This is a genomic window from Moraxella boevrei DSM 14165, assembly GCF_000379845.1.
GTDB lineage: Bacteria > Pseudomonadota > Gammaproteobacteria > Pseudomonadales > Moraxellaceae > Faucicola > Faucicola boevrei.
This window is the reverse complement of the sequence record NZ_KB903810.1, coordinates 22,384-41,639: the sequence shown is the minus strand read 5'-3', so window position 1 is coordinate 41,639 and position 19,256 is coordinate 22,384. Positions and strand designations below refer to the sequence as shown.

Below are 19,256 nucleotides of genomic sequence, written 5' to 3'. Positions count from 1 at the left end.
AAAAACTAACCGCCAAAATTGTCTAGCATGATGTTTTCATCTTCTACGCCCAGTGATTTGAGCATTTTGATGACAGCATCATTCATGACTGGTGGTCCACACATATAAAATTCGCAATCTTCTGGGGCAGGGTGGTCTTTTAGGTATTCTTCATAAAGTACGTTATGAATAAAGCCTGTGTAGCCGTCCCAGTTATCTTCTGGCATTGGGTCAGAGAGTGCCACGTGCCATTCAAAGTTGTCAAATTGCTCTTCTAAACTGTCGTAATCTTCTACATAGAACATTTCACGTTTAGAGCGAGCACCGTACCAAAAGCTGATTTTACGGTCAGAGTTTAGGCGTTTTAATTGGTCAAAAATGTGAGACCGCATTGGGGCCATACCTGCACCACCGCCGATAAAAATCATCTCATTTTTGGTGTCTTTGGCAAAAAATTCGCCATAAGGCCCAGAAACCGTCACTTTATCCCCCGGTTTTAGGCTAAATACCCAAGATGACATTTTACCTGGTGGGATGCCTTCACCGCCTCGTGGTGGTGGGCTTGCGATACGAATGTTAAATTTGATGATGCCTTTTTCTTCAGGATAGTTTGCCATTGAGTAGGCACGAATAACAGGCTCGTCCACTTTTGACACATATTGCCAAAGGTTAAATTTGTCCCAATCTTCGTGGTATTCTTTGTCAATGACAAAGTCTTTATAATGCACTTCATGAGCAGGGGCTTCGAGTTGTACATAACCACCTGCACGGAAGTTGACTGCTTCGCCTTCTGGGATTTTTAACACCAATTCTTTGATAAAAGTGGCAACATTGTCATTAGAGATGACGGTACATTCCCATTTTTTCACATCAAAGAATTCTGGATCAATCTCAATCGCCATGTCTTGTTTAACCGCAACTTGACAGGCTAGACGCATACCGTCACGGATTTCACCTTGGGTAAAATGGCTCTCTTCGGTAGGCAAAATATCACCACCACCAGAGACCACTTTACAGCGACATTGACCGCATGAACCACCACCACCGCAAGCTGATGATAAAAAGATACCTTCGCCAGCCAGCGTCTGTAGTAACTTACCACCTGCTTCCACAGACAGCGTATTATCAACATTGTCGTTAATGTTAATATTGACTTTGCCTGTATTTACAAGCCGACTGCGTGCCATTAAGATAACGACCACAAGGCTCATAATGATGGCGACAAACATACCCACGCCACCAAATAATTCACCAAAATTCATATTGTCTCCTTATAACGACATACCACCAAAGCTCATAAAGCCTAACGCCATAAGCCCTGCGGTGATAAAGGTAATGCCAATGCCACGCAAAGGAGCTGGCACATCAGAGTATTTGAGCTTTTCACGGATACCTGCCATAGCGGTAATCGCCAGTGCCCAGCCAAGTCCTGAACTAAATCCATACACCACCGATTCGCCAAAGTTGTAATCTCGCTCCACCATAAATAGCACACCGCCCATAATCGCACAGTTGACCGTAATCAGTGGTAAGAAAATCCCCAACGCATTGTACAAAGAAGGCATAAACTTGTCCATAAACATTTCTAGGACTTGCACGACTGCTGCAATCAAGGCGATATAAGACAAAAAGCCCAAAAATGATAAATCTAGATTGCCAAACCCTGCCCAAGCGAGTGCCCCATCTTTTAACAAATATTGATACAATAAGTTATTTAAAGGAACTGTCAGCCCCATTACAAAGGTTACGGCAATGCCAAGCCCCAAGGCGGTAGAGACTTTTTTGGAGACAGCAATAAACGTACACATACCAAAAAAGTATGCCAACGCCATATTTTGAATAAAAACAGACGTAATAAATAAATTAATATAATGTTCCATAATCCTGCTCCTTATTTACCACTTTTATCACGGTGTGGGTCGTGAGCGGTATGTAGCATGCCTTTTGATTGTGGTTTCATGACAAAATCGGCAGGTTCTTGCAAATTTTTATACTTCATACGCAACAATGCAATAAATAATGCAATCACAAAAAACGCAGACGGCGGCAACAATAGCAAGCCATTTGGCACATACCAACCGCCGTCTGTTACCTTTTGCAAAATCTGAATGTCAAACAAAGAACCATTGCCAAACAGCTCACGAATGACCGCCACCAAAAACAGCATGACTGAATAGCCCAAACCATTGCCAAAGCCGTCCAAAAAGCTCGGCACAGGCGGATTACTCATGGCAAATGCTTCGGCACGCCCCATGACAATACAGTTGGTAATGATAAGCCCAATAAACACTGACAAGGATTTGGAGACATCATAGACCACCGCTTTTAGCACTTGGTCCACGACAATCACAAGGCTTGCAATCACTACCATTTGTACAATAATACGAATGCTTGACGGAATTTTATTGCGAATAAGCGAGATAAAAAAGCTAGAAAATGCGGTAACAAGGGTCAAGGCAATGCCCATAACCAGTGCATTTTTGATAGAAATGGTCACTGCCAATGCGGAGCAAATACCCAGTACTTGCACACCGATTGGGTTGTTTTGAAAAATTGGCGTTAGCAGAAGTTTTTTTGTGTCTGACATCTTAGCCCCCTGTCGCAGTATTACGTAAATTGTCCAAAAACGGCTTATACGCTCTATCAGACAACCAAAACTGAATCATATTGTTTACCCCAGCACTGGTTAAAGTCGCCCCTGTGATACCGTCCACATAGTTGGGATTGGGTTTAGGACTGCCTGACTTAACCACACCTGTGATAATTTTATCACCATCATAAGCTTTTTTGTCGGTCCATAAGGCACGCCATTTTGGCGTTTCAATCAACGCCCCTAAACCTGGGGTTTCTTTGTGCTGATAAAATGAAATGCCTTCAATGGTGTTAATATCTGCTTTTAAGGTCAAAAAGCCGTAAATTTGTCCCCAAAGCCCATTGCCGTTAATCGGTAGGACGACATTTTTAAGTTTACCTGCTTCGTCATTGATGATATAGACTTTTAGATATTTTGGCAAACCACCCACTTGGGCAGGGTCATCATCACCCAAATCAATGCGACTACCGATATCTTTGGATGCTTTCACCACATCATACGCACCGACATCGCTGATGTTGTCAGCTTTTAGCATTTCGTCTGTGGCAAATTGCCCTGTTTTGGTATCAATGAGCTTGATTTGTACATTTTTAAACATCGCTTCGGCATCAGCAGGCGAGTTTTTGGCAGGGTCAAACATATTAGCGGCCATTAAAATATTTTTATTGCGGTCAAGCTCAATGTTGGATAACTGTTTTGGTTTCATGCTAATTGCTGCTGTTGATACCATAACCGAACAGAACAAACATAATACCAAAGCGGTCATCATCGTGCTGATATTACTATTTTTGGCTGACATAACGTTTTCTCCGTTTGATATTGGCTTGAGTGACAAAGTAATCAAAAAGCGGTGCAAATAAGTTGGCAAACAAAATCGCCAGCATAATGCCTTCAGGGAATGCAGGGTTAATCACACGGATAATCACGGTCATAAACCCAATCAAAATCCCATACCACCATCGTCCGATATTGGTCATCGCCGCCGACACAGGGTCAGTTGCCATAAATACCATACCAAAAGCAAAACCACCCAACACAAAATGCCACCAAAAAGGCATCATCTGTAAGGCACTGTTGTTATCACCAAATATATTGAACAACAAGCTGGTAGCAACCATACCAATCATCACGCCTGCCATAATCCGCCATGACGCAATCTTTGTCCATAACAAACCAACCGCACCGATTAAAATTGCCAAGGTTGACACTTCGCCGATAGAGCCTTGCATATTGCCTAAAAACGCATTTGTCCAAGTCAAGGTCTGGTCAAAACCATTGTGAAACGTATTTGACATCGTGCCAACGGCGGCTTGTCCCAATGGCGTTGCCCCTGTATAGCCGTCCACGGCTGTCCAAACCGCATCGCCTGAAATACTGGCAGGATAAGCAAAATACAAAAACGCACGACCTGCCAAAGCAGGGTTTAAAAAGTTTTTGCCCGTACCGCCAAACACTTCTTTGGCAACCACGACACCAAAACTAATCCCAAGTGCCACCTGCCAAAGTGGAATACTCGCTGGCAACGTCAAGGCAAACAAAATAGACGTGACGAAAAAACCTTCATTCACTTCATGCTTACGATAAATGGCAAACACCGTTTCCCAAAAAATCCCCACCACAAAGGTCACGATATAAATCGGTAAAAACTGCATTGCTCCATAGGTAAAACACGCCAAAATACTGTCCGCATTATAACCCACCAAATCGGTAATCATGGTTCGCCAACCAGAAGCCGTCGCCCCAGTTTTTGCCATTGCCGTTAAGGCTTGAAAACCCGTGTTATACATTCCCCAAAACATCGCAGGAAACGCACACAGCCACACGGTAATCATGATGCGTTTTAAATCAATCCCATCACGAACGTGCGATGCACTGTAACTTTTGTTTGCAGGCTGACGAAAAAATGTGTCAAACATCTCAAACACAGCAAAGTATTTTTCATACTTACCACCATGTGTAAAATGTGGCTCAGCCTTATCAAACATATCATGAATAAATTTCAATGTTTAGCCCTCCTGCTCAATGCGTGTCAGATTGTCCCGCAAAATATCACCAAACTCGTATTTACCAGGGCTGACAAACGTACACAACGCCAAATCTTCTTCATCTAGCTCAAGCACACCCAAATCTTCCGCCGTCAAAATATCTTCTACGATAATTGCACGGAGCAACTGAGTTGCCAAAATATCCAACGGCATCACTTTTTCATAACTGCCAATCGGCACCATCGCACGGGGTGAACCGTTGGTACTGGTGGTCATCGCAAATTTTTTGCCTTTAAAAAACTGGGATAAATAAATCGGCATAGCCGAAAAACGATTGGCCCCAAGCGTAAAAAAGTGCATCGCAGGACGTTCATGCCCTTCTGCCAAGGCTGACACTTGATAATGAAAACGCCCCAAAAAGCGTAATGTACCAACCGCTTTGCGTCCTGACAATACCGACCCTGAAATCACACGGTTATCGCCTTGAGCGAGTTCATTTTGGGTCAGCTCACGCAAATCTGCCCCACGGTCAGTGATGATTAAACGTGGTTTATTCACCGAAGGTCCTGCCAAACTTAGCATTCGCACCGTATAAAGCTCACCTGTGGTAAACAATTTACCAAACGCAATCACGTCTTGATAACCAATCGTCCACACCGTTACCCCACGTCCAACAGGACGCAAAAAGTGAATGTGCGTGCCTGACAATCCTGCAGGATGCACCCCTGCAAAACCGTGATAACTCACATTTGTCAAGCTAACTTTTGCTACATTGGCATTGCCTTCATGACACACAAACACTTTGTCAGTCAAACGAGATAACACCGCCAAGCCATCGTCAAACGCTTGCTGTTCTTCTTTTATCATCAGCAATGGGTCAAAGGCGAGTGGATTGGTGTCCATCATATTGACAAAAATCGCCACAGGCACGCTATCAATCTGTGGCGTACGGCTAAATGGACGCGTACGAAACGCTGTCCATTCACCCGAATCAACCAACTGACTAACCACGCTTTCACGCGATAAACTGGCTAACTCATCAGAACGATATTGCCCAAATCTTTTGGCAGTGATGCTGTCATCCACTTCAATCACAAGGCTTTCAAACACACGGCGTTCGCCACGATTGACCGCCACCACACGCCCTGATGCAGGTGCAGTAAACACCACGCCATCACGTTTTTTGTCGGTAAAAACCGCTTGCCCTTTGGCAACCGTATCGCCTTCTTGCACAAGCATGGACGGTTTCATGCCGATATAGTCATAACCGATTAACGCAACGTGCTTTGGATTAAACTGGCTAATGTCGCTACTATTGCTACTTGGCGAGCCACTAATGGGGATATCTAGCCCCTTTTTGATGGTAATCATAAGCAATCTTCTATTTTGAAAAATTTAAAAAAAGTCCAAAAATAACATCGTGTAACATAAAAACTCATACAAATGAAAAGCAAAAACTTTTCTAATTTGTATCAGTTTATAAAAAAATATTACCTAACCTGCCATTATACGGTAAAATTACGCAAAAATTCTAGCAAATATGACATTTCTTTTACATAAAAGCCAAAATTTTTGTGCAAAAATTAACAAAAGTTTGTTAAAGTAAATATTTTTCACTTTTTTTTAACAAAAGGATATCTTTTTATGAATAAAATCTTAACAACCAAACCCACGTTAATCATTCCTGCCATTGACCTAAAAGACGGCAAATGTGTCCGTTTAAAGCAAGGTCGCATGGAAGATGACACCGTGTTTAGCGATGACCCTGTGGCGATGGCGAGCCGTTGGGTGAATGAAGGGGCAAGACGTCTGCACTTGGTGGATTTAAATGGGGCATTTGACGGCGTGCCTGTGCATAAAGATGTGGTAACAGCGATTGCCAAAGCCCACCCAAATCTGCCCATTCAGCTCGGCGGTGGCGTGCGTAGTCTTGACACCATTCGCCATTATCTCGAAGCAGGTTTGACTTATATTATCATTGGCACAAAAGCGGTGGAACAGCCTGAATTTGTGGAACAAGCCTGTCAAGAATTTGCAGGGCATATCATCGTTGGGATTGATGCCATAGACGGCTATGTGGCAACGCACGGCTGGGCAAATGTAACTGATGTGAAAGCGGTGGATTTGGCAAAACGTTTTGCTGATGCAGGCGTATCGTCCATCGTCTATACCGACATCGCTCGTGATGGCATGATGCAAGGGGTAAACGTAGAGCAAACGGTGAATTTGGCAAAATATAGCGGATTGCCTGTGATTGCATCAGGTGGCGTAACTGATTTGCAAGATATTGAAAATTTAAAACCGTATAGCGAGTATTTAGAAGGCATTATCACAGGGCGAGCGATTTATGAAGGCACGCTAGATATCGCATCGGCTCAGGTGTTGCTTGATAATTGATAAAAGAAATTTTGTTGGGTTGTTTGAAAAAAACACAAAAAACCTAGTGATTTGTCAAAAAATGTGTTAAAATATTGTCCTTTTTGGTGTACCTAAACGGCGTAAATCGCTTTTAACAGCAGAAAATACACACGTTTGGGTCTTTATTTACCCTGTTTTTTGACAAAAACAACAGGTTTTTTAGGCTCTAACCACTGAATTTACATTCATAGAGAGAACATTATGGTAGTTATCCGTTTAGCACGGGGCGGTGCAAAGAAACGCCCATTTTATCAAATCGTGGTAACCGACTCACGTAGCCCACGTGATGGTCGTTACATTGAAAACATCGGTTTTTTTAACCCAATCGCAAAAGGTCAAGAAGTACCTGTTCGTATTGACATTGAAACTTATGAAGCGTGGGTTAACAAAGGTGCACAACCAACTGACCGTGTAAAAGCCTTATTCAAAGCCTACAAAAAAGAGAACGCATCTGCCTAATTTGGCGTTGCAAAATTAACACGCTAAAACGGTGTCATCATGGATAACTTGATAAAAATCGGCGAGCTAAAGAAACCTTATGGTATTCAAGGTTGGCTGTGGCTATTTAGTTATACCGAAGACCGTGAAGCGGTGTTTGCCATGCAACCTTGGGTTATCAAAACGGCGTTGGGACAAAAAACCTTAACGGTAAAAAATTGGCGACCACAGGGCAAAGGCTATGTGGTGCAACTCAACGAAGTACCCGACCGCAATGTCGCCGAAACCATGTTTGGCGTAACCTTGTGGGCGGATAGACAGCATTTAAGTCGCTTGGCAGACGATGAATATTATTGGGCAGATTTGGTTGGTTTGACGGTAAAAAGTCAGACAGACGATGTGATTTTGGGACGTGTCAAAGAGTTGTTTGAAACGGGAGCTCACGCTATCATGGTAGTTGAACCGACCGATGACAGCGTAGATAGCGAAGAGCGTTTAATCCCTTGGCACAAACAAACGGTTTTGGATGTCAATTTAGCCGAAAAAATGATAACGGTGGATTGGGGTTCTGATTACTAATTAAGTTTAATAGCCATGTTTTAATGGTTTTAATAGTAGTTTTAACAAAAGCAAAACGCTTAGGTGCAACTGAATGTTTTTTGCCGTGATTAGCATTTTACCACAAATGTTTGACAGCGTTTGCCAATATGGTATTACAGGACGGGCAATTGCTCGGCAACAAACCGAAATTTTGCTGATTAACCCAAGAGATTTTACCACGGATAATTATCGGCGGATTGATGACCGTCCTTTTGGTGGCGGGCCGGGCATGGTAATGATGGCAGAGCCGTTGCAAAAAGCGATTGTGTTTGCCAAAAACCAAGCTCAGCAACGTGGCAAAAACTGTCCTGTGGTGTACCTCTCGCCACAAGGCAAAACCTTAAATGAAGCGGGGGTGCTGGATTTTTGTCGATATGACGGATTGATTTTGTTATGTGGACGTTATGAAGGCATTGACGAACGCTTGATTGCCAACTATGTGGATATTGAATGTTCTATTGGCGATTATGTGTTGACAGGTGGTGAGTTGCCAGCGATGGTGTTAATGGACAGCTTGATAAGACGTTTGCCCGATGTCATGGGTGATGATTTATCAGCGGTGCAAGACTCGTTTGTGGATGGGTTGTTAGATTGTCCACAATATACCAAACCTGTTGATTTTGAGGGCAATATTGTCCCTGACGTGTTATTATCAGGACATCATGCCAATATTGCCAAATGGCGATTTATTGAGCAAGCCAAACGTACCAAAAACCGCCGCCCTGATTTGTGGCAAGATTTTTTGCCCAATAAACAGCAACAAAAATGGTTAGCCGATGCCAAGTTGTCGGATGACTGATAGCATTATCCACTTGACGGATATCTAACGTGTACGAAATACATAAAAACTAACGGGGAAAATGCGATTTAGCTTAATTTTAGCGTTGCTATCAGCCTATATCCCCCTATAAATGAGGAAATTCTCATGAGTAATAAACACCCATTGGTTCAAGAAATTGAAAACAAACAATTAAAAACTGACGTACCTGCATTTGCACCGGGTGATACCGTTGTGGTACAAGTAAAAGTACGTGAGGGCGACCGTGAGCGTCTGCAAGCGTTTGAAGGTGTGGTTATCGCAAAACGTAATCGTGGTTTGAACTCAGCATTCACCGTGCGTAAAATCTCTAGCGGTGTTGGCGTTGAGCGTGCATTCCAAACGCATTCACCTTTGATTGCGGGTATTGAAGTAAAACGCCGTGGTGATGTACGCCGTGCCAAACTTTACTACTTGCGTGAGCGTTCAGGTAAATCTGCTCGTATTAAAGAAAAATTGTCATATCGTAAGGCGACTGAAGCCTAATTGCGATAAACCACCAAAAATCGTTGCAAATTTCGCAATGATTTTTGGTGGTAGGGTACACCAAAAAGCAAAATCCCAATCTGTCCTAGATTGGGATTTTTTTTTGGTCAATGTTTAATGTTAAAAGTTACTGTTAAAAGTTATTGACAATTAGCTTGAATACGGCTGATTTGATGGGCTTGGTAGCTGGTATCGCCAATATAGCCTTGGGCTTGAGCAGGCGTAATCGCAGTAATCATGGTCTGATTATCAGTGTTCACATTCACCAAAAAATAATGGTTTTGTTTGGCGTGCAGGTTTAAGGTTTGGGCTTGGGCGTTTAAGTCGTTAGATTTTTTGCCTGTGATTTGACTGCTTAGGTTTGCTGAACCTGCACACACTTGGGTTTGGGTGTAATGATTGCCTTGCAAACTCACCAAATATTCACCGTTTAGGGCGATATTTACGCCAGATTGTTCGCCAAGTTCGCTCGCAGGGCGGATAAATATAAGGTTGGCTTGTTTGTCGGCGATATCGGTTTGTTTGAGTAGTGGACTGTTGCCTGAATTTTGCCAATTCACATGACCGACACGGCTGGCGTGGGCGTTGGTAGCAATATCCGATTTTTTAGCAAAAGGTAGGCTTGTGCTTTGACAAGCGGTCAATCCAAGTAAGGCGATAGTGAAAACTGACGTGCGAAAGGCGGTGTTTAACATAACAAATCCTATTTAAAAAATTAAAGGGTTATTTTAGCATAATTTTAGATTTTTGGGTTGAGATTTTGTATTTTATCATAGATAAGCTGTAGGATTAGCCAACCTATCATATATCCTAGGCTTAGTAATAGCCATATGCTACCTAAAGTTAATAATGAAAATCTTTGCCAGTATATACCTAACATCGTAACGCCCCATAAACTAAACCCATTCACGATAACTACCAACCAACCTTTATCAATTGCACGTAAATGAAAGGCAGATAAGGTCTGTAATGATTCTACAATAGCACGTAGTAAAATAACTGGGATAATGCTAATGGCAAGCGAGGTTTGGGTATGATTGATATCATATAAGGATAGCCATTGATATTTAAAAGCCCAAACTAAACCAAAGAGCATGATACAAAATCCGATTAATAGCTTATCGCATAATGATTTGATATATTTGGCAGTTATAAAATTATATTGATAAAGTTGCCTAGCCAAAATACTACTTGCTAATGCAGTAGCAATTGGTAAAGACATAAGCCAATCGTAAACACTGGATAAAATCTCGTGTATGACTAGTAGATGTTCATTATGACTGGCTATCAAGCTAGTAATCATTGGAACTATCGAAAACTCTGACCAATAAGCAATGCCAATAGGCAATCCATAGCGAAGAATTTGGCATTGTTCATGAATATTGAGCTGATAATGAATTGAGTTTGTTGTAGTATAAGAGGTATTATGCTCATGATAATCTTGGCGGATTGATATCAATAACGCAAAAAATATAAACCAGAACATCAAATTATTGGCAAAAACCACGCCACTAATATTTTGCCAATATTGACCAAAAACGCCCATAATGAATAGTTTGGTTAAAAAAACTTTGATAATAATACCAATGATAAACCATTTTGCCAATAATCCTGCAAGACTGACACCTTGATACCATGCTGACAGTGCACGCACACCTAGAACAGCAGGAACACCAAACATTGCAATATATAAGTATTGCCAAGATAAGTGCTTTAAAGTATTACTGATAGGCAGGTGTTGTATGCCAATACCGCTCAGATATAGTAACATCCAAGCAATAAGGGTTAATATTACAACCAAATATAACGATTGAATGGCTAAATTTTGTTGGTTATCGTGATTGTAAACATTAGCTATTACTGCAACACGGAAGCTAATACCTTGCAAAATCCCCTTACATACTAAAATCCATAAGCCATAAAATGAACTGCCTAGGGCATACGATGCGACATTTTGGTTAGAGATACCAATAAGAAAATACGTATCTAACATAGGAATAACCAAAATAATCATTTGGATTAACCAAATGGCAAATGTTTGTTTAGCAAGAGTGTGATATAAAATCGTCTTTTTCACAAATAATACTTGCTGGCAAGATAACTAGTAAGCAACTTGAGCGGTGCGTACAATAATGCTTAAAGATAAACCGACACCATCTGGAAAACATAATTTGCCATGATTATCCACCATTTTCCAATAAGCAATATAATGCCCTGCAATCTTTGGAGCAATACAAACTGCCTCTAATGTTACGGTTTGTTGTGGCAAGGTTTTAACAATATTGATTGATTTTTCAACGACAATGAGTTGATGCTCTTCTAACAACGTACTGTTTGGGTATTGATTTTGCATGGGAGCATTTTGATACACAAGTTTACGCCCTTCCCAAGTTGTTTTTCCGACATTTTGAATCGTCCAAGTCTTAGAAAACTTTGCACCTGCAGGCATAATTGTACCATCAGGTATGGTTTCACCAATAAATGCACTGGCATCATTTAATTGTTTGTTAAAGCTTTCTACTTGTTCAGATTTAGTGTGAAAAGAGAGCATCGACCATTTGAGATTGAGTAAAACTAAGGGATGCACCCCCATTGCTTCGCCTAGCTGAATAAAATAACCAATTTTAGGATTACTATTCACAGCAATCAAGTCGTACATTGTGCTACGTCGAATACCTACTTTTTTACAAAACTCAATAAAAGTTAAATTATGTTGATTACAATATTGTCTTAAATAATTCAAAAATACGTTATCCATGGCAGGGCTATCATTTTTGGGTAAAGACTCAAAAGTGGATTTCATATAGAAAAAACTCAACAATAATTGAAATTTTGGATAAAAAATAGACTATTTTATAGTAATATGGAAATTTTGAATATTCAACAAAATTTTTGCAAATAATGAAAAATTGTCCGATTTTTCGGACATTTTTGATAAATTTGTGGTTATTTATCATGAAAAATATGGTATAAATATACAAAAAATTTCGGAGCGAAAAACTATGGTAACAATTTTACGTCTTGCTATCGGTGTAGCTTTATTAACAGCCACCCACCTTGGTATGGCACAAGCATGGCAAACCAACAACCGTACTATATCCATTACCACAGGGTTAATGCAACAAGATTATCAAGAATACGATAACCATCAACGTGTGGACAACGGCATTCTCAACACCGAAAAATCCGATATACACGAATTTGCCATTAACACACGCTACCAACACACACATCAAGGCTTATGGTTACAGGGACGAGCCACCCACGTGACAGGGGCGACCAACTATGACGGTTTTTTGCAACAAGGCAATCAGCTTATCCCTTATCAATCTATCACCGATAACACCATGTATAAGTTATCCGCTAATGTTGGCTATGCCCTACCAGTGGGAGAAAAAATCCAACTCATACCCAACATCGGCGGACAACACCAACGTTGGGACAGACAGCTTAGCCAGTATGATGAACGCTTTACTCAGCGAAGCGTATCGGCTGGGATTGTCGCTCAATACCAAGCCACGCCAAACATCGGCTTAGAAGTATCGGTAGATGTTGGCAAACAAATCATCAGTGACATCAAAGTCCCCTAGCATAACTTTGAACAAGAGTTAGACAAAAAAACAGTCTGGCAAGTCGGTGCAAAAGCCAGTTATCAGCTGAGTGATAGTTTGGCGATATTGGGGGAAGCCACGCATCAAGTGAATGAGTATGGCAAAAGCCTTGTTCAAGATGACCTACAATATCCAAGCGGTAAAGCCAAACACACAAGCTGGCTGTTGGGTGTGAGAAGTTCGCTTTAGGTTTTGAGTTTTATGAGTTTTATCAAGTGGTTTAATTTTTTTGCATAAAGGAGAAAGTTATGCAACCAAGTTCTAAAAATCTGTCGTTGTTAGCGGTAGCGGTGTCGTCCGCTATGGCGTTGTCGGCGTGTAGTAATGGGAATAGTGTCAATAAATCTCATCAAACATCAAACCAGCAAACCCCAAGCGTTTATGAAGGTCGGTTGATTGATGCTCAAATTGAAGGCGTTACTTATAAAACAGCGACACGCACAGGTGTAACTGATAAAAATGGTAAGTTTTTTTATGATAAAATGGGCGAAAAAATAGAATTTTTTGTTGGTAACCAAAATATTGGTGAAGCAATAGCAACAAGTGAAGTTCATATTTATGATATAGAGCCAACGATTAGTAGTAGAAGTGATGAAAGAAAACGCTATGTTGAAAGACTCGCCCAAACTTTGCAAATATTAGACAGTGATAACAACCCTGAAAATGGCATACAGTTAACTGATGCTAACAGATATAAATTAGAAAAAATTCTTGATGTTGATGTTGGCTCAACCAGTTTGCAAGAAATTTTACTCAAAAGCCCAACTGAATATGTACAAGATAGTCTAAAAAAATATGCAGAAGAAGTAGGTGGTTTTGCTAAAACTTGGGTATCACCAGAACAAGCCAATCAGCACGCTAATCGCAATAAAGTTTGTACATCTATTGCAGATTCAACGTATTATTTGCCAGGTGTGCAGGATAAATTTTCAACACAAGGTCGTACTTGTCGTGAAAAAGCCCAAGCCATTGCTTTTTATGAAGATGTCGCCTTAGATATAGGAAGCACGGCTGTACAATTTCACAGTGATTTTTTAGAAAATACCAATGAGCAAACCATTCATGCAGGCATTAAACACGCTGTAGAAAGTAATATTGTTGCAAATGCTATAGGAGCTACTACCAAATACATGAAAGCATATGCAACGGAACTTCCTACGACATCAACGGAAACTAGAGAAAATGCCATGAAAAGAATGCTAGGTTTTGCTGGCAATTATGTGGGTGCTTTATCAGATTATGCACAAACATGGCAGTGTTCTGGCAAGTCAGACGCTGAATGTGTGGAAATAAAAGATAAATTTAAGAAAACAGTAATACCTGCTATTTTTGATGCATTAGTTAGTGCATCTGAATGTAAGGTTACAACTTCTCAACCAAATATCGATAAATGTGTTGAAGTTGTAACAAAAGTTTTAGATGCTTCATTTGAACATATGAGTAATGAGCAATTAAAAAAAGATGCAAAAGATATTACAAATATTATTTTAACCAGTTTTAAAAGTGGGGCTAATATAGCAAGATTGTTGCAAGAAAGAGATGCTACTTATAATGCCATGAAAATTGGCACAGAAATGGTTGATGATATTGTTAAATTTACTACAGGTTATAATGTTCGTGGCGATGAAGAAAGTGCTGTACGTAATGGTTGGGTCAATACACTTGAAATTACTAGTGAAATTATGAAAACAGGTGGGGCTTGTGCGGAAGCTTTAAATTATGGTGTAGGTATTTCAGGAACGGCGGATTGCGTAGAAAATGTTACAAAATTTGCCAATCAACATATTACTGAAATTGCTCACTATTCTATTGCCATCATACAAATCAGCAAGGCAAACGCTAGTTTAAAAGAAAACTTGACAGCTCAAGCTTTTATTGCTGAATATATTCGTTTGGGCAAAAATGGTAATGATAGATTGTGCGATAGTGCCTTACGTGGTTGTGATTTGCGTGGTAATAGTAATTTATTTTTCCAAACCTATGCCAATATACCCAATTATAATCAGCTAAATAACTCACAAAAAATACGAGCTTGGAACTCAGCAATTATTAATATTGCCAACAAAACCGACAATAAAACACTCCTTATGAACCCAAGCAAAATTCAAACCATCATTGAACTGTACGCAGGTTCTATTGCAACTAAGTCAGACCAAGTTTTAGCAGGAAAAGCAGGTAGCAAAGCCACCATTGAACTTGGTAATATCACATCGCCACAGCTGATTAAATATGCCAGACCGCCAAAACTAACAGCGGATAGCTACCGTGTGGATATCAACAAACCCATTTATTTTACCGCAACGCATAAATTGGATAAATCTATCATCGGCTATCAAATTAGTATTTTGGGAGCTGAGAATAAAACCATTTATTCTGATTTGCCTGTGTTACAATATACCTTTACCAAAGCAGGCGACTATCAATTAACAATGACCCCTGTCATTAGAAAAACCAATGGCGGTACATTCCCAATACCTGCAAAATCTCAGACATTAGCCTTTAATGTCTTAGAAGATAAAACAACCAAAATCACCAATATCACCACCACCCCACAGCAAATTACGACAGGGCAACCGTTTGAACTCATCATCACAGGGCAAAATCTACCCACGGATAAAATGCTCACCGTAAACGGCTGTAACGCCCAAACCCAAGTCAGCCTAGCGGTGGATAAACATATCTACCAATGTACCGCTCCTGCCACGGCAACGGATAACTACAATCTATCAGTTGTAGGGACAGACGGTAAAACCACAATCTTTAATAAACAATTTAAAGTAACAGCGACAACCTTACCGCCAATCACCCCAACCGCCACCAAACTCACCGCCACAGGTATCACACGTTGCGGTACGGAGAGAAGTAGTAGAGCCTTTTGTAACCTACTAGACAACAACTGGCGTGGGCTACTGCAAGACGGCGAAGTACAAGCAGGGCAACCGATGAGCTATGAGCTACGTCAGTACAACAATGAAACCTGCGTGATAGACAAGGTAACAGGACTGACATGGGAACAAAAAACCGATGACGGTGGACTGCGTGATAAAGACAATACCTACACATGGTACAACCCAGACCCAAAAACCAATGGTGGTGATGCAGGTAGTGAAAACAACAGTAACAACACCCACCAATATATCCAACAGCTCAACAACAGCAACTACTGTGGTTACAGCGACTGGCGACTACCAAATTTAGATGAACTACATAGTATTGTGGATTACAGTCGCTCCTATCCTGCAATTGATCCAATATTTACTTATACACAAAGTAATATTCAGAGCGGTCAGCAAAGTTACTTGTATTGGTCTTCATCTCCACATACATTTAGCAAAGATTCTGTATGGGGAGTATATTTCAGTTCTGGATATGACTACGATTATAATTCTCGTAAGAATAATTCTCATTATGTGCGTGCCGTGCGGTGAGAGCCGTTAAAGCAAGGCACGGCTTTGCTAGGTTCGCAAGAGAAAATCCCTTAAAGGGGATTTTCTGTGAGTAGTGAGTAGGGTGGGCTTAGTCCACCATTTACCAACAGATAGAAAAGCATGATAGGTAGGTTTGTTGGGTGGAAGCATGACAACTAACAGAACGTATACATAAGCCCTGACCTATCTTTAATACACTCAAGGTGGGCGTAGCCCACCCTACCAAAGGAAAGCGATAACATGAAAAAAATACTTAACATCTCTAGCTATGCTTTGATTTTGGCGATGACAGCCACCACCAGCTACGCCCAAACCTGTAGCCCCAACATTCAACAAACTCGCCCAGACAGTCGCTATCAAGACATGGGAGCAGAAGTCAAAGATAATGTAACAGGCTTGATATGGCAACGCTGTAGTATCGGGCAAACATGGAACGGTAATACCTGTACAGGTACAGCAACCGAACATACATGGAAACAGGCTTTAACCGTTGCCAAAAACTTAGGCAAAGGCTACCGCCTGCCCAATATCAAAGAGCTACAGTCCTTGATAGAAACCAAATGCTATAGCCCTGCTATTAATACAAGTATATTCCCAAATACAGAAACTGCTTTTTATTGGTCTTCATCTCCTTATGTGCAATTTGATGACCTTGCATGGGGTGTAAATTTTAATCTTGGCAATAGTAATGTTGGGTCTAGATATGGTACAAATATGAAGAATGCGTATGCACGTGCCGTCCGGTCAGAGTAAGGAGACGTATCATGTCAATTTTACTAGATATCGCATCTGCGATTATCAGTGGCGGATTGGTATCGTGTACGATTTATGCCATGCAACAAGCCTACACCAAAAAACAACGAGCGATTGATGTGCAGAACCAACTACAGAGCATTGATTTTTATCGCCAAATCTATGTGCCTGTATGGGGTATCTATGTAAAATGGCAATACCTACCTGAATCAAAAAAGACTGAGTACCGCACAGCAGTGGTAGATGCTTGGGTAAACTATGATAACCAACCAGGTACCCAGCATATTTATGAACATGACCCAGATTTTAAAATTGAAGAAAATATGCGAGAACTGCATTTTTCTAAAGATATCAAAAGGGAAAAACTGACTGAGCATGAAAGTCTCAGTCTGTTTTTAACATATTGGACAGGTGTTTGGCAACAGATAGACAGAAAATTAATAGACAAAAAAGATGTCGGCTTGTTTTACGAAAGTTACCATTACTTTGAAAAGTTTATGGAGAGTTTTAGGCAAGCAGTACTTAATGCCAACCAAGATAGCAACCCAGAATTACCTGCTTGGTATGACGCAACGATAAAATTAGAAAAGGCTTTTAAGCAAAACTTATCTTGACGACCAAAACAATCAGATTTTTTATGATAAATTTACCCTTGTCTATTTTGAAATGCCAAAATTTGACAAGAGCGAAAATGAACTACAAACCAATCTTGACAAATGGTTGTTTTATATCAAAAACCTAAAGGATTTACAGATGATACCGCAAGTATTTCAAGGCAACGAAGTGTTTGAACAAGCCTTTAAAACCGCCCAAATCGCCAACATGAACTGTGAAGAATGGCAAAATTATGAGTATAGTTTAAAGACTTATAGAGATAATTTAGCAACGATTTTATCAAAATTCTAAATTTATCCGCCTACCCACCGTTAAAGTTACCAAGCATTGATTATTTAACGTAAATCTTCCATAAACCTTTTCGCCTTATTTATTGTCAATGGCAACAAATCCATGCTATAATAGCAGTTTGTCTTTGTAAAAAATTTACAAAACAAAAATTTAATCTTAACATGACACACACACCGCCACTGTTTTTGTTGATTTTTTTTAAAATTATCAAAACAATACTTAAACTGGGTGTTTGGTTATTTTGCTAAATTTCTAAAATTTACAAACTGGCTAAATCGGTTTAATAGGCGATGTGGAGGCATAACCCAACATTTTTTTAAGGAACTATCATGTCAAATGCAACTCAAGTTTCAATGCGTGACCTACTAGAAGCAGGTGCACACTTCGGTCACCAAACCCGTTTTTGGAACCCAAAAATGGGCAAATATATCTTTGGTGCTCGCAACAAAATTCATATCATCAACCTAGAGCATACCGTAAAGGCATTGAACGAAGCATTAACCTATGCCAATCGTGAAGCCTCTCGTGGTAACAAAATCTTATTTGTTGGGACAAAGCGTGCTGCCAGCCAAGTGATTAGCGAACAAGCGACCCGTGCAGGTATGCCATACGTTGACCATCGTTGGTTAGGGGGTATGCTTACGAACTGGAAAACCATTCGCCAGTCAATCACTCGCCTAAAAGAGTACGAGCGTCAAGCTGAAGATGGTACGTTTGCGAAACTAACCAAACGTGAAGCCCTAGAGCGTACCCGTGAAATGGAAAAACTTGAGCGTGCATTGGGCGGTATCAAAAACATGAATGGCTTGCCAGATGCGATTTTTGTTGTGGGCGTTGACCATGAAGCGATTGCCATTCAAGAAGCCAAAAACCTAGGTATTCCTGTAATCGGTGTGGTGGATACCAACGCAAGCCCAGACAACGTGGATTATGTTATCCCTGCAAATGATGACGCAATCCGTGCGATTACGTTGTACGTGACCGCTATGGCAGATGCGATTTTGGCAGGTAAAGAATATGCCAAAGCCCAAGCAGGTGGCAAAGATTCTACCCCACAAAACGCTCAACAAGCGAATGCCACAGCACCTGTTGAAAATAAAATTGACCAAGCAGGTCAAGTGGTAAACAACTATTAATCTTGATTAAGCGTAAATAAAATAGTAACGCATGCTAAGCGATCTCTAAAGCGTGGCAACGCCCAAAAAAGTGTTGTGGCTTTTTCAACCAAAGCCCAACCTTTTT

General features: G+C 40.7%; 20 protein-coding genes and 1 pseudogene. 12 read left to right on the top strand and 9 right to left on the bottom strand.

Annotated elements, in window-relative coordinates:
• Positions 1 to 5: 5 nt before the first annotated feature.
• From nqrF to A3G3_RS0111210, 6 genes are read right to left on the bottom strand one after another with little or no spacing between them, the layout of a single operon-like run.
• Positions 6 to 1,241 carry an NADH:ubiquinone reductase (Na(+)-transporting) subunit F gene (gene nqrF / locus A3G3_RS0111235; protein ID WP_019520619.1) on the bottom strand — a complete coding sequence of 412 codons (1,236 nt, stop codon included), beginning with the start codon at positions 1,239 to 1,241 and terminating at the stop codon, positions 6 to 8.
• 9 nt (positions 1,242 to 1,250) lie between these two features.
• Positions 1,251 to 1,859: an NADH:ubiquinone reductase (Na(+)-transporting) subunit E gene (gene nqrE, locus A3G3_RS0111230; RefSeq protein WP_019520618.1), complete on the bottom strand. Its 609-nt coding sequence runs from the start codon at positions 1,857 to 1,859 to the stop codon at positions 1,251 to 1,253.
• A gap of 11 nt (positions 1,860 to 1,870) precedes the next feature.
• Positions 1,871 to 2,566: an NADH:ubiquinone reductase (Na(+)-transporting) subunit D gene (locus tag A3G3_RS0111225; RefSeq protein WP_019520617.1), complete on the bottom strand. Its 696-nt coding sequence runs from the start codon at positions 2,564 to 2,566 to the stop codon at positions 1,871 to 1,873.
• Between the two features lies 1 nt (position 2,567).
• Positions 2,568 to 3,371: a Na(+)-translocating NADH-quinone reductase subunit C gene (locus A3G3_RS0111220; RefSeq protein ID WP_019520616.1), complete on the bottom strand. Its 804-nt coding sequence runs from the start codon at positions 3,369 to 3,371 to the stop codon at positions 2,568 to 2,570.
• Positions 3,355 to 4,575, bottom strand: a complete 1,221-nt coding sequence (locus A3G3_RS0111215; protein WP_026213011.1) for an NADH:ubiquinone reductase (Na(+)-transporting) subunit B — start codon at positions 4,573 to 4,575, stop codon at positions 3,355 to 3,357. The genes A3G3_RS0111220 and A3G3_RS0111215 overlap by 17 nt, the downstream gene beginning before the upstream one ends.
• Before the next feature lie 3 nt (positions 4,576 to 4,578).
• Positions 4,579 to 5,928, bottom strand: coding sequence for a Na(+)-translocating NADH-quinone reductase subunit A (locus tag A3G3_RS0111210; protein ID WP_019520614.1), 1,350 nt, complete (start codon positions 5,926 to 5,928; stop codon positions 4,579 to 4,581).
• Between the two features lie 273 nt (positions 5,929 to 6,201).
• On the opposite strand from A3G3_RS0111210, the gene hisA reads away from it, so the two are divergent.
• The 5 genes from hisA to rplS all read left to right on the top strand — a co-directional run bounded on the left by hisA (position 6,202) and on the right by rplS (position 9,316).
• Positions 6,202 to 6,954 (top strand): 1-(5-phosphoribosyl)-5-[(5-phosphoribosylamino)methylideneamino]imidazole-4-carboxamide isomerase, encoded by a 753-nt coding sequence (hisA, locus tag A3G3_RS0111205; RefSeq protein ID WP_019520613.1) that lies wholly within the window; start codon positions 6,202 to 6,204, stop codon positions 6,952 to 6,954.
• Positions 6,955 to 7,176: 222 nt separating this feature from the next.
• On the top strand, positions 7,177 to 7,434 hold the full coding sequence (gene rpsP, locus A3G3_RS0111200) for a 30S ribosomal protein S16 (RefSeq protein WP_019520612.1): 258 nt from the start codon (positions 7,177 to 7,179) through the stop codon (positions 7,432 to 7,434).
• A 39-nt stretch (positions 7,435 to 7,473) separates the two neighbouring features.
• Complete coding sequence (rimM, locus tag A3G3_RS0111195) at positions 7,474 to 7,992, top strand: ribosome maturation factor RimM (protein WP_019520611.1); 519 nt, start codon at positions 7,474 to 7,476, stop codon at positions 7,990 to 7,992.
• Positions 7,993 to 8,065: 73 nt separating this feature from the next.
• Positions 8,066 to 8,812 (top strand): tRNA (guanosine(37)-N1)-methyltransferase TrmD, encoded by a 747-nt coding sequence (trmD, locus tag A3G3_RS0111190; protein WP_019520610.1) that lies wholly within the window; start codon positions 8,066 to 8,068, stop codon positions 8,810 to 8,812.
• Positions 8,813 to 8,938: 126 nt separating this feature from the next.
• The gene (gene rplS / locus A3G3_RS0111185) at positions 8,939 to 9,316 is read left to right on the top strand and encodes a 50S ribosomal protein L19 (protein ID WP_019520609.1); all 378 of its coding nucleotides are present in this window, start codon (positions 8,939 to 8,941) and stop codon (positions 9,314 to 9,316) included.
• 140 nt (positions 9,317 to 9,456) lie between these two features.
• Here rplS and A3G3_RS14130 read toward each other — a convergent pair whose 3' ends face one another.
• From A3G3_RS14130 to A3G3_RS0111170, 3 genes are read right to left on the bottom strand one after another with little or no spacing between them, the layout of a single operon-like run.
• The gene (locus tag A3G3_RS14130) at positions 9,457 to 10,011 is read right to left on the bottom strand and encodes a hypothetical protein (RefSeq protein WP_019520608.1); all 555 of its coding nucleotides are present in this window, start codon (positions 10,009 to 10,011) and stop codon (positions 9,457 to 9,459) included.
• A gap of 44 nt (positions 10,012 to 10,055) precedes the next feature.
• Complete coding sequence (locus A3G3_RS0111175) at positions 10,056 to 11,393, bottom strand: MATE family efflux transporter (RefSeq protein ID WP_019520607.1); 1,338 nt, start codon at positions 11,391 to 11,393, stop codon at positions 10,056 to 10,058.
• Between the two features lie 24 nt (positions 11,394 to 11,417).
• Positions 11,418 to 12,119 (bottom strand): NBR1-Ig-like domain-containing protein, encoded by a 702-nt coding sequence (locus tag A3G3_RS0111170; RefSeq protein ID WP_019520606.1) that lies wholly within the window; start codon positions 12,117 to 12,119, stop codon positions 11,418 to 11,420.
• 199 nt (positions 12,120 to 12,318) lie between these two features.
• On the opposite strand from A3G3_RS0111170, the gene A3G3_RS0111165 reads away from it, so the two are divergent.
• The 7 genes and pseudogenes from A3G3_RS0111165 to rpsB all read left to right on the top strand — a co-directional run bounded on the left by A3G3_RS0111165 (position 12,319) and on the right by rpsB (position 19,150).
• Positions 12,319 to 12,906, top strand: coding sequence for a hypothetical protein (locus tag A3G3_RS0111165; protein ID WP_019520605.1), 588 nt, complete (start codon positions 12,319 to 12,321; stop codon positions 12,904 to 12,906).
• 78 nt (positions 12,907 to 12,984) lie between these two features.
• Positions 12,985 to 13,116, top strand: coding sequence for a hypothetical protein (locus tag A3G3_RS14875; protein WP_267283251.1), 132 nt, complete (start codon positions 12,985 to 12,987; stop codon positions 13,114 to 13,116).
• Between the two features lie 59 nt (positions 13,117 to 13,175).
• The gene (locus A3G3_RS14125) at positions 13,176 to 16,355 is read left to right on the top strand and encodes an Lcl C-terminal domain-containing protein (protein WP_019520604.1); all 3,180 of its coding nucleotides are present in this window, start codon (positions 13,176 to 13,178) and stop codon (positions 16,353 to 16,355) included.
• A 240-nt stretch (positions 16,356 to 16,595) separates the two neighbouring features.
• Positions 16,596 to 17,108, top strand: a complete 513-nt coding sequence (locus tag A3G3_RS0111150) for an Lcl C-terminal domain-containing protein (protein ID WP_019520603.1) — start codon at positions 16,596 to 16,598, stop codon at positions 17,106 to 17,108.
• An 11-nt stretch (positions 17,109 to 17,119) separates the two neighbouring features.
• Positions 17,120 to 17,722, top strand: coding sequence for a hypothetical protein (locus tag A3G3_RS0111145; RefSeq protein WP_019520602.1), 603 nt, complete (start codon positions 17,120 to 17,122; stop codon positions 17,720 to 17,722).
• A pseudogene (locus tag A3G3_RS13735) lies at positions 17,715 to 17,996 on the top strand (PD-(D/E)XK nuclease family transposase); the annotation flags it as partial. The gene A3G3_RS0111145 and the pseudogene A3G3_RS13735, both read left to right, overlap by 8 nt.
• A gap of 347 nt (positions 17,997 to 18,343) precedes the next feature.
• The gene (gene rpsB / locus A3G3_RS0111135; protein ID WP_019520600.1) at positions 18,344 to 19,150 is read left to right on the top strand and encodes a 30S ribosomal protein S2; all 807 of its coding nucleotides are present in this window, start codon (positions 18,344 to 18,346) and stop codon (positions 19,148 to 19,150) included.
• Positions 19,151 to 19,256 lie beyond the last annotated feature (106 nt).

What these genes read in the sequence shown, in the direction of transcription:
- rimM (WP_019520611.1), top strand. Translation starts at nt 7,474, where the DNA reads ATGGATAACTTGATAAAAATCGGCGAGCTAAAGAAACCTTATGGTATT.
- rpsB (WP_019520600.1), top strand. Translation starts at nt 18,344, where the DNA reads ATGTCAAATGCAACTCAAGTTTCAATGCGTGACCTACTAGAAGCAGGT.
- trmD (WP_019520610.1), top strand. Translation starts at nt 8,066, where the DNA reads ATGTTTTTTGCCGTGATTAGCATTTTACCACAAATGTTTGACAGCGTT.
- A3G3_RS0111170 (WP_019520606.1), bottom strand. Translation starts at nt 12,119, where the DNA reads ATGAAATCCACTTTTGAGTCTTTACCCAAAAATGATAGCCCTGCCATG.
- A3G3_RS14130 (WP_019520608.1), bottom strand. Translation starts at nt 10,011, where the DNA reads ATGTTAAACACCGCCTTTCGCACGTCAGTTTTCACTATCGCCTTACTT.
- A3G3_RS0111165 (WP_019520605.1), top strand. Translation starts at nt 12,319, where the DNA reads ATGGTAACAATTTTACGTCTTGCTATCGGTGTAGCTTTATTAACAGCC.
- A3G3_RS0111150 (WP_019520603.1), top strand. Translation starts at nt 16,596, where the DNA reads ATGAAAAAAATACTTAACATCTCTAGCTATGCTTTGATTTTGGCGATG.
- A3G3_RS0111220 (WP_019520616.1), bottom strand. Translation starts at nt 3,371, where the DNA reads ATGTCAGCCAAAAATAGTAATATCAGCACGATGATGACCGCTTTGGTA.
- rplS (WP_019520609.1), top strand. Translation starts at nt 8,939, where the DNA reads ATGAGTAATAAACACCCATTGGTTCAAGAAATTGAAAACAAACAATTA.
- nqrE (WP_019520618.1), bottom strand. Translation starts at nt 1,859, where the DNA reads ATGGAACATTATATTAATTTATTTATTACGTCTGTTTTTATTCAAAAT.
- A3G3_RS0111210 (WP_019520614.1), bottom strand. Translation starts at nt 5,928, where the DNA reads ATGATTACCATCAAAAAGGGGCTAGATATCCCCATTAGTGGCTCGCCA.
- hisA (WP_019520613.1), top strand. Translation starts at nt 6,202, where the DNA reads ATGAATAAAATCTTAACAACCAAACCCACGTTAATCATTCCTGCCATT.
- A3G3_RS14125 (WP_019520604.1), top strand. Translation starts at nt 13,176, where the DNA reads ATGCAACCAAGTTCTAAAAATCTGTCGTTGTTAGCGGTAGCGGTGTCG.
- rpsP (WP_019520612.1), top strand. Translation starts at nt 7,177, where the DNA reads ATGGTAGTTATCCGTTTAGCACGGGGCGGTGCAAAGAAACGCCCATTT.
- A3G3_RS0111225 (WP_019520617.1), bottom strand. Translation starts at nt 2,566, where the DNA reads ATGTCAGACACAAAAAAACTTCTGCTAACGCCAATTTTTCAAAACAAC.
- nqrF (WP_019520619.1), bottom strand. Translation starts at nt 1,241, where the DNA reads ATGAATTTTGGTGAATTATTTGGTGGCGTGGGTATGTTTGTCGCCATC.
- A3G3_RS0111145 (WP_019520602.1), top strand. Translation starts at nt 17,120, where the DNA reads ATGTCAATTTTACTAGATATCGCATCTGCGATTATCAGTGGCGGATTG.